Raw genomic sequence first — 9,370 nt, forward strand, 5'->3', positions numbered from 1 at the left:
TGGTGCTCTGTTTCCAATCGTGTAACCGTCAACCGGGCTTGCGCTCGAAGCAGCGGACCACGGCCATACAGACCTGGTGGGAAGAACCGCTGGCAAGTGCATCGCGCAGGTGCTGGGCAAGACTGGCGCGCTGGCGCGCAACGCTTGGCGGCAGTTGCCCAAGGATCGGGTCCTCGACCCCGCTTGGGCCAGCCAGCAAACGGAAGCTGCGCTCGGTCAGGCAGCACTGGTCAATGGCTTCCTGGCGGATGGTGCTCTGAAATCGCAAAAAACCCTCGTCGGCCAGCCACAGCATGGCACTGAAACAGGCCTGATGACGCACTGCCGGCACGCCAAAGGCGTCCGGCTCATGCTCGCCGATCAGGTCGCTGACAAACAGCGTGGCCGGGCGCGGAAAGCTGGCATACAGCGCCAGCAGTATCCGCGCCACGTCCTGATGGAAGTCCTCGATATGCAGATCGGCCATGGGCTGCCTACTGGCGATAGCCCTTGAGGAAGTTGGCTATGCGGCCGATGGCCATTTCCAGATCATCCTTGCGTGGCAGCGAGACGATACGGAAGTGGTCGGGCCACGGCCAGTTGAAGGCGGTGCCCTGAACCACCAGAATTTTTTCCTGCAGCAGCAGGTCGAGCACCATCTTCTCGTCGTTGTGGATCGGGTAGACCTTGGGATCCAGTCGCGGGAACAGATAGAGCGCGCCCTTGGGCTTGGTGCAGCTGACCCCGGGGATTTCGTTGAGCAGTTCCCAGGCGGTGTCGCGCTGCTCGAGCAGACGCCCTCCCGGCAGTACCAGGTCGTTGATGCTCTGGTAGCCACCCAGCGCGGTCTGGATCGCATGCTGCGAGGGCACATTGGCGCACAGGCGCATCGACGACAGGATGTCGATGCCCTCGATATAGCTTTTGGCCTTGTGCTTGGGTCCGCAGATGATCATCCAGCCGGAGCGGAAGCCGGCTACCCGGTAGGATTTGGACAGGCCGTTGAAGGTCAGGCACAACAGGTCAGGCGCCACCGCAGCAAAGGAATCATGGGTGGCACCGTCATACAGGATCTTGTCGTAGATCTCGTCGGCCAGCACCAGCAGGTTGTGCTGGCGCGCCACCTCGGCCAGTTGTTCGAGCACTTCGCGCGGGTACACGGCACCGGTCGGGTTGTTCGGGTTGATCAGCACCATGGCCTTGGTGTTCGGCGTGATCTTGCTGCGGATATCGTCAATATCCGGATACCAGTCGGACTGCTCGTCACACAGGTAATGCACCGCCTTGCCGCCGGACAGGCTGACCGCCGCCGTCCACAGCGGATAGTCGGGAGCCGGGATCAGCACCTCGTCACCATTGTTGAGCAAGGCCTGCATGGCCATCACGATCAGTTCGGAGACGCCGTTGCCGAGGTAGATGTCCTCGATGGTGACGCCCTGGAAACCCTTGGTCTGGGTGTAGTGCATCACCGCCTTGCGTGCCGAGAACAGGCCCTTGGAATCGCTGTAGCCCTGTGCGGTAGGCAGGTTGATGATCACGTCCTGAAGGATCTCCTCCGGCGCCTCGAAGCCGAACGGGGCAGGGTTGCCGATGTTCAGTTTGAGGATGCGGTGACCTTCTTCCTCGAGGCGCTTGGCATGCTGCAGAACGGGTCCGCGGATGTCATAGCAGACGTTGGCCAGTTTGTTGGATTTGCTAACCTGCATGGTGGATTCCTGAGATGGCGGGCTGCCCTTGACTTAAACGAGCATCATACGTGCTGCGGTGTTACAGGAAAAGTCCGCAGGTGGCTGTCTGACGGGGTTTTCCGTCGTCCTGCCACAGGCTTGATGTGCGTCCGCGCCGGCGTCAGACTGCGTGTTTAAACCGGTGTTGGGAGAAAGTCATGCAATCAGGGTGGTGGAGTGCTGGCAGTTGTCTGGCGTTACTGCTGTTATTGTCAGGCTGCAGCAGCAAGCCGGCGGGCATTACCGATCAGCAATGGCAACTGTTGACACCAGCTCAGCAGCAGCGCGCACGTGAACAGCTGGCACTGATGGATGCCGAGGCCGAAGCTCGCCCGCCGCAGCTGGCCACTGCCGTGCAGCCGTCCCGGTCGCAGCTCGCTGAAGAGTCCCTGTCGATTCCCCAGGTTGCACCGCGACAAGCAATACGCTGTGCGGTTGCCCCCCAGCAGGCCTGGTTGAACGGCCAATGGCAGCCTGCCGAACCCTTGCTGCTGGAACTGCAACAGGATGTCGAGCAGCGTTTTGCCCTGACCCAGCCGAGCACTGAGTCACCTGGATACCATGGCTACGGCTATGCACGCTTTGACGGCCAGACCCTGAGCCTGTGCCGTTTTCCGCGCAATGACTGGCGTCATCAGCAGAACTGTGCCCTCCTGACCGGCAGTACTGCCGACTGGCAGGCAGGCCATGCGGGTCAGCTGGAGTCGCCAAGCCTGCTGCGTGGTAGTGTTCGTTGTGAAAATCTGCCGGCTGGCAGTATGCGCCGGGGTGAATAGTGATGGATTACCTGATTATCGGCGTGGTGAGTTTCAGCGGGTTGTATTTTCACTGGTGGATCTATCGGCGCATTCAGCTGTGGGTGCGGCGCGATCTGGCCCTGTCGATGGCCGGGGATGATCCGCAAAAGCGTGCATGGATGCTTGAGTGCCTGCAACAGGCCACCCGGCAGAAAATACGCAAGCAGCAGCTTGAATCGTGGTTGCGTGAGCAATCAGCGCAATGGGATGCCGGCGTCAGGCGCTGACGCCGGCAGCCTGGCCTCAGCCGCGTCCCCACTCCTGATCCTGCAGGGCGCGCCAGAGCACCTTGCCGGTCGGCGACTTGGGCAGCGCATCGACGAATTCGACCAGTTTCGGACACTTGTACGCCGACATGTTCTGCTGGCACCAGTCGATGATGTCGTCGGCGCTGGCCTGTTGGCCGTCGGCCAGTACCAGTACTGCCTTGGTGGTTTCCCCGCGCCGCGCATCCGGGGCGGATATCACGCAGGCCTCGCGCACTGCCGGATGGCCGTACAGCAGTGCCTCGACCTCGGCCGGCCAGACCTTGAAGCCGGCGGCATTGATCATCCGCTTGACCCGGTCGACCAGGAAGAAATAGCCCTGTTCGTCGTAATAGCCGAGATCGCCGGTGCGGAAGAAGCGTTTGCCATCCAGCTCGATAAAGGCCTCGGCGGTCGCCTCGGGGCGTTTCCAGTAGCCCTGGAATACCTGCTCGCCATGGATGACGATTTCCCCGATAACCCCGACCTCGACTTCCTGCAGGCTGTCCAGACAGATCACCCGTGAGTCCACGCCAATGATCGGAATGCCCAGGCACTGCGGCTTGGGCGCATGGTAGGGATTCATGTGGGTGGCACTGATGGTTTCCGACAGGCCATAGCCCTCGGCGTACTCCAGTCCGGTCTTTTCCAGCAGCTTGTGCGCCACCGCAGCCGGCATGGCGGCGCCACCACCACCGATTGCGGTCAGGCTGGACAGGTCATAGCTGTCGATTTCAGGATCGGACAGCAGGTCGATGACCATGGTCGAGATATTCCGCCAGCTGCTGATGCGGTGGCGCTGGATCAATTGCGCGGCGACCTTGCGATCCCAGCGGGTCATCACCACCTGGGTGCCGCCGATGTAGATGCTGGCGTTCATGCACACCTGCATGCCGGTGACATGGAACATCGGTACCGAGACCAGTTGCACCGCATTATGCTGGGCGTTGCCCCACACCGAGCAGTACAGGGTGGTGGCCATCACGCTGTGGTGGGTATGCACGCAGCCCTTGGGGTTGCCGGTGGTGCCGGAGCTGTAGGGGATCACACACAGGTCATCCGGGCCGGCGGTCAGTGGGCCGGGGCTGTGGCCGGCAGCCAGCGCCTGCTGCCAGGGGGTGACGCCCGGTAACGCGGGAATCGCTGGCGCCAGGCGTACGGCCTCCGGCAGTTCCAGGTCGATCGGCTGGGTGACGTATTCGGCATAGGCGCTGGCAACCACCTCGCGCAGGCCGTGCTGGCCGACCAGCGGTGCTATGTGTTCGAGCAGTTCCAGTCCGCACAGGGCAACCTGTGCGTCGGTATCCTGCAGCAGGTATTCCAGCTCGGCATGCCGGTTCATCGGGTTGACCGGGACCACCACGGCATTGGCGCGCAGGATGGCGTAGAAGCCGATGACGAACTGTGGGCTGTTCTGCATGTACAGCAATACCCGGTCACCGGCCCTGACGCCGGCCTGTTGCAGGTGGCCGGCCAGCGCTTCGGCCTGACGTTGCAGTTCGGCGTAGCTGAGCGGGGTGCCGTAGTAGATGATGGCCGGGTGCTGCGGGTAGCGTAGCGCCGAGACGCTGAGGTTGCTGTACAGGCTGGTCTGCGGCAGTTCCAGCTGATGCGGAACCTGGGCCGGCCAGACGCCGAGATGACGGTCGAACATGCGACTGATACTCCATTGTGCTTGTCGTTGTGCATTCACCATAGCGGCGCGGTGCGGGTTGCGGAAGCGATAGAAATGCCGGTGTTGATTGGGTATCAGGTAAATAGTGGGCGGGTTTAATCCGGGTTGCCTTGATTAGCTGCACGGAGCCTGGAAACGCTGATCAAATAGCTGACGTGCCAACGCAGCAACCGATGACCTGTTCCGGACACGCTGTTATGAGCGGCTCGGGGGTGTTCTGAGTTGTGCCTTGACGTAAATTGACCGTTACAGTCAAAGCTTCTACCCTCCGGGCTCCCTGATATGGGTGCCGATGGCCCTTTAATCTCCGTGTTAAAAACAGGATCCCCCTGATGAGTACAGATTACTGGTGGCAGCAGGCGTTGCCGGTTCCGGATATGGCCTTTGCCGAGGCGGCTGGGCAGCGGCAGTTGCAGCTGACCAAGCCGCCGGGATCGCTCGGGCAACTGGAGCAACTGGCGGCGCAGTTGGCGGCCTGCCAGCGGCGCCGTGACCCGCAATTGCAACGCGTGCGGATCTGCGTGTTTGCCGGTGACCACGGCGTGGTGGAGGAAGGGGTGTCGGCGTTTCCGCAATCGGTGACCGCCAGCATGCTGGCCAACTTCGCCGCCGGCGGCGCCGCCATCAGCGTACTGGCCGACCAGTGGGGGGCCGAACTGCGGCTGGTCAATCTGGGGCTGGTTGGCGGCCCCTGCGGGCTGCCGGGGGTGGAGGATCTGCAACTGATGCCGGGCACCGACAACTTTGCCGAACAGCCGGCCATGCCGCTGGAGGTGTGTCTGGCGGCGCTGCAGGCCGGGCGTGAGCAGGCACAGGCAGCGGCAGCTGCTGGTTGTCAGTTGCTGATTGGCGGCGAGATGGGCATTGGCAATACCAGCAGCGCCTGTGCGTTGGCCAGCGCCCTGCTACAGCTGCCGGTAGCCGAACTGGTCGGCCCCGGCACCGGGTTGCAGGGCGCTGCGCTGGCGCACAAGGCTGCAGTGATCGAGCGCGCGCTGGCCCTGCATGGCCCGGCATTGCAGGGGCCGCTGGATGCCCTGCAACGTCTCGGCGGACTGGAAATTGCTGCGCTGGCCGGGGCCTTTCTGGGCGCCGCCGAGCAACGCATGGCGGTGCTGGTGGACGGCTATATCACCACGGCAGCGGCGCTTTGCGCGGTGCGGCTGAATCCGCAGTGCCGACCCTGGCTGCTATTCAGCCACCGCAGTGCCGAACCCGGGCATGTCGCCTTGCTGCAGGCCTTGCAGGCGCAGCCGTTGCTGGATCTGGGCATGCGTCTGGGTGAGGGCAGTGGGGCGGCGGTGGCGTTGCCGATCCTGCGCAGCGCCTGCGCCCTGCATAACCGCATGGCCACCTTTGCCGAGGCCGGTGTCGCCGGCCCTGACGCATGAACCTGCAACTGCAGCTGCTGCGCCACGGTGAAACCGAGCTGGGCGGCGGCTTCCGCGGCAGTCTGGATGATCGGCTGACCGCCGCAGGCTGGCAGCAGATGCGCCAGCGCTGCGCCGATGCCGGTCCCTGGGATCGGCTGGTCAGTTCGCCGCTGCAGCGCTGCGCGGCCTTTGCCGCTGAACTGGCCAGCCAGCGCGGCGTGCCGCTTGAACTTTGCGCGGGGTTGCGCGAACTGCATTTTGGTGACTGGGAAGGGCGTTCGGCGGCCGAGTTGATGGCGGATCAGGCCGAGGCGCTGGGGCGCTTCTGGGCGGACCCCTACGGATTTACCCCGCCGGGCGGCGAGCCGCTGATAGAGTTCCGCGAACGGGTACTGGACAGCCTGGAACAGTTGCAACAGCGTTACTCAGGGCAGTCTCTGCTGCTGGTGACCCACGGTGGGGTGATGCGGCTGTTGCTGGCGCTTGCCCGGGGACTGCCTGCGGCGGACCTGCTGCAGGTCGAGGTGAGCCACGGCCAGCTGGTGACACTGGAGCGCGATGCGCGCGGAGGTTTGCACGAATGCCCCTGATGATTGCCCTGCAGTTTCTGACGCGCCTGCCGGTGACGCTGTGGCGTATGCCCCGGCCCGATGAACAGGGACGTTCGCTGCTCTGGTATCCGCTGGTCGGCCTGCTGCTCGGTGGCTTGCTGTGGCTGGCCGGCTGGCTGCTGCAGGGGCATGTCGAGCCGTTGTTGCTGGCGGCGCTGTTGCTGGCACTGTGGGTCTGGCTGAGTGGTGGCCTGCACCTTGACGGACTGGCCGACACGGCTGATGCCTGGGTTGGTGGCTACGGCGATCCGGAACGCACCCTGCGCATCATGAAGGATCCGGCCTGCGGACCGATCGGGGTAATCACCCTGGTGTTGCTGTTGCTGCTGAAGTGGGCGGCGCTGCACGCGCTGCTGCAGCAGCAGATGCTCTCGGCCTTGCTGCTGGCACCCTGGCTGGGCCGCTGCAGCCTGCCATTGCTGTTTGCGTTGACGCCCTATGTGCGGCCCGGCGGGCTGGGCAGTGCATTGGCCGAGCACCTGCCGCGGGCCGAACTGCCCTGGGTACTGGGCCTGCATGGGTTGCTGATGCTGCTGTTTGGCTGGTCGCTGCTGCTGTTGCTGGGGCTGCTGCTGGTGGTGTTCTGGTATCTGCGGCGTCAGTTGCTGGCGCGTCTCGGTGGCACCACCGGGGATACCGCCGGGGCACTGCTGGAAATCATCGAAGTGCTGGCATTGCTGGGGCTGCTGCTGGTGTTCTGAGGCAGCCCCGGCAGGGTGCCGGGGCGCTTGACTCAGCAGATGGTGTCGCCACCGTCGGCAATCAGCGTCTGACCGGTCATGTAGGCGCTTGCCGAGGAGGCCAGGAACAGTGCCACACCGGCAATATCCACCGGCTCGCCAACCCGGCGTAGCGGCAGGCGTTCCTCGACCTTGCGCAGACGCTCGGGATCATCCAGCAGGGCCTGGGCGAAGTCCGTACGGATCAGCCCCGGGGCAATGCTGTTGACGCGAATGCCCTGCGGTCCCCATTCCAGTGACAGGTTGCGCGCCAGTGCCGCCTCGGCGGCCTTGGACATGCCGTACACGCCGATATTGGCGCTGGCACGCACCCCGGCAATGCTCGACAGCAGCACAATGGAGCCGCCACCTTGCTGCACCATGTGCGGAATAACCATGTTGCACAGCCAGAAGGTGCCCTTGACGTTGGTGCCGATGATCTTGTCAAAGGCCTCGTCACTGACCTGGTGGGTTGGGCCGTATACCGGGTTGGTAGCGGCGTTGCACACCAGAATGTCGATTTTGCCGAAGGCTGCCAGGGTTTGCTCGACCAGATTCTGCAGCTGGACCTTGTCGCCGACATGGCAGGCCACCGCCAATGCCTCGAAGCCCTGGGCACGCAGCTCGCCGGCTACCTGCTCGCAGGCCTCGGCCTTGCGGCTGGAAATCACTACCCTGGCGCCGGCCTTGGCATATTCCTCGGCGATCGACTTGCCGATGCCCTTGGTCGAGCCGGTGATGATTGCGACCTTGCCGGTCAGATCGAATAGAGCGCCCATGGCAAACTCCTGTCAGTGGGGGTGGATTCTCAGACGCTCGTCATACCGGCGCAGGCCGGTATCCAGCATTGTGGATCCCCGGCCTGCGCCGGGGATGACGAGATTGGTTCTGAGGTTGCAGTGGCAGAGGCCTGGTTTACAGGTACTGCGCCATTTCCATCTTGGCGATGGCGTTCAGGTGCACCTCATCTGGGCCGTCGGCCAGACGCAGGGTGCGCGCCTTGGCGTAGGAGGAGGCGAGGAAGCTGTCCTGGCAAACGCCCTTGGCACCGTGGATCTGAATGGCGCGGTCGATCACGTTGCACAGCATGGTCGGCGCGACTGCCTTGATCATGGCGATCTGCTGACGGGCCACCTTGTTGCCGTGCTTGTCCATGCTGCGCGCGGCATGCAGGGTCAGCAGGCGGGCCTGGTCGATCTCGCAGCGCGAACGGGCGATCATCTCCGGCACGCTGCCGAGCTTGTACATCGGCTTGCCGAAGGCAACCCGCTCGGCGGCGCGGCGGCACATGGCTTCCAGGGCGCGCTCGGCCTGACCGATGGCACGCATGCAGTGGTGGATACGGCCCGGGCCAAGGCGACCCTGGGCGATCTCGAAACCACGGCCCTCGCCCAGCAGAATGTTGGAGACCGGCACCCGTACGTTCTCGTAGCGGATTTCCGCGTGGCCGTGCGGGGCATGGTCATAACCGAACACATGCAGGTCGCGCACAATGGTCACGCCGGGTGCATCCAGCGGTACCAGGATCATGCTCTGTTGCGCATGCTTGGGTGCGTCGGGATTGGTCTTGCCCATCACGATGGCGATCTTGCAATGCTCGTTCATCGCGCCGGAGGACCACCACTTGGTGCCGTTGATTACGTACTCGTCACCTTCACGGCGGATTTCGCATTCGATATTGGTAGCGTCGGAGGAGGCAACATCCGGCTCGGTCATCGAGAAACAGGAGCGGATTTCACCGGCCAGTAGCGGCTTCAGCCACTTTTCCTTCTGCTCTTCGTTGCCGTAGCGCTCGATGGTTTCCATGTTGCCGGTGTCCGGCGCATTGCAGTTGAACACCTCGCCGGCAAAGGAAACCCGGCCCATGACTTCGCACAGGTGGGCGTATTCCTCGTTGCTCAGGCCGGCGCCGCGCTCGGATTCCGGCAGGAACAGGTTCCACAGGCCCTGGGCACGGGCCTTTTTCTTCAGCTCTTCAAGAATCGGCGGGTGGCCCCACTTGTTCAGTTTTACCTGCTCGTAGAAGACCTTTTCATTGGGGTAGATGTGCTCATCCATAAAGGCGTCGAGCTGGTTCTTGAGTTCCTGCACGCGGGGGCTGAGTTCGAACATGTGATGTGTCCCTGTGGTTGACTTGAAAGTGGCCACCGACCGGTGGTCGATGGCGTGACCCTATAGTCAAACCCTGCGGGACGGAATCATGTCTGGCGTGCGGAATGCGTCTCCATAAGCATGTATGATGAA

General features: G+C 63.3%; 10 protein-coding genes. 5 read left to right on the forward strand and 5 right to left on the reverse strand.

All coding sequences use genetic code 11. The features are described 5' to 3' along the window. Nucleotides 1–28: 28 nt before the first annotated feature. Both BMZ23_RS02150 and BMZ23_RS02155 read right to left on the reverse strand, forming a co-directional pair. On the reverse strand, nt 29–466 hold the full coding sequence (locus tag BMZ23_RS02150; protein ID WP_093472012.1) for a hypothetical protein: 438 nt from the start codon (nt 464–466) through the stop codon (nt 29–31). A gap of 7 nt (nt 467–473) precedes the next feature. Beyond that, nucleotides 474–1,685, reverse strand: coding sequence for a pyridoxal phosphate-dependent aminotransferase (locus BMZ23_RS02155; RefSeq protein ID WP_093472015.1), 1,212 nt, complete (start codon nt 1,683–1,685; stop codon nt 474–476). 179 nt (nt 1,686–1,864) lie between these two features. On the opposite strand from BMZ23_RS02155, the gene BMZ23_RS02160 reads away from it, so the two are divergent. After that, a complete protein-coding gene (locus BMZ23_RS02160) occupies nt 1,865–2,482 on the forward strand; it encodes a hypothetical protein (RefSeq protein WP_143069547.1) in 618 nt (205 codons plus the stop codon). Between the two features lie 2 nt (nt 2,483–2,484). Beyond that, on the forward strand, nt 2,485–2,730 hold the full coding sequence (locus BMZ23_RS02165; protein ID WP_093472021.1) for a hypothetical protein: 246 nt from the start codon (nt 2,485–2,487) through the stop codon (nt 2,728–2,730). A gap of 16 nt (nt 2,731–2,746) precedes the next feature. On the opposite strand, the gene BMZ23_RS02170 is transcribed toward BMZ23_RS02165, so the two are convergent. After that, nucleotides 2,747–4,402, reverse strand: a complete 1,656-nt coding sequence (locus tag BMZ23_RS02170) for a long-chain-fatty-acid--CoA ligase (protein WP_093472024.1) — start codon at nt 4,400–4,402, stop codon at nt 2,747–2,749. Between the two features lie 353 nt (nt 4,403–4,755). On the opposite strand from BMZ23_RS02170, the gene cobT reads away from it, so the two are divergent. The 3 genes from cobT to BMZ23_RS02185 are packed head-to-tail and all read left to right on the forward strand — an operon-like array spanning nt 4,756 to nt 7,108. Then, nucleotides 4,756–5,814 carry a nicotinate-nucleotide--dimethylbenzimidazole phosphoribosyltransferase gene (gene cobT / locus BMZ23_RS02175; protein WP_093472027.1) on the forward strand — a complete coding sequence of 353 codons (1,059 nt, stop codon included), beginning with the start codon at nt 4,756–4,758 and terminating at the stop codon, nt 5,812–5,814. Beyond that, nucleotides 5,811–6,386, forward strand: a complete 576-nt coding sequence (locus BMZ23_RS02180; RefSeq protein WP_093472029.1) for a histidine phosphatase family protein — start codon at nt 5,811–5,813, stop codon at nt 6,384–6,386. The genes cobT and BMZ23_RS02180 overlap by 4 nt, the downstream gene beginning before the upstream one ends. Continuing rightward, on the forward strand, nt 6,377–7,108 hold the full coding sequence (locus BMZ23_RS02185; protein ID WP_093472031.1) for an adenosylcobinamide-GDP ribazoletransferase: 732 nt from the start codon (nt 6,377–6,379) through the stop codon (nt 7,106–7,108). The genes BMZ23_RS02180 and BMZ23_RS02185 overlap by 10 nt, the downstream gene beginning before the upstream one ends. A 32-nt stretch (nt 7,109–7,140) precedes the next feature. Here the strand turns inward: BMZ23_RS02185 and BMZ23_RS02190 are convergent, their stop codons facing one another. After that, nucleotides 7,141–7,905 (reverse strand): SDR family NAD(P)-dependent oxidoreductase, encoded by a 765-nt coding sequence (locus tag BMZ23_RS02190; protein WP_093472034.1) that lies wholly within the window; start codon nt 7,903–7,905, stop codon nt 7,141–7,143. A 136-nt stretch (nt 7,906–8,041) separates the two neighbouring features. Then, the gene (locus BMZ23_RS02195) at nt 8,042–9,238 is read right to left on the reverse strand and encodes an acyl-CoA dehydrogenase family protein (protein ID WP_093472037.1); all 1,197 of its coding nucleotides are present in this window, start codon (nt 9,236–9,238) and stop codon (nt 8,042–8,044) included. Nucleotides 9,239–9,370 lie beyond the last annotated feature (132 nt).

The organism is Halopseudomonas yangmingensis, assembly GCF_900114825.1.
Taxonomy (GTDB): Bacteria; Pseudomonadota; Gammaproteobacteria; order Pseudomonadales; family Pseudomonadaceae; genus Halopseudomonas; species Halopseudomonas yangmingensis.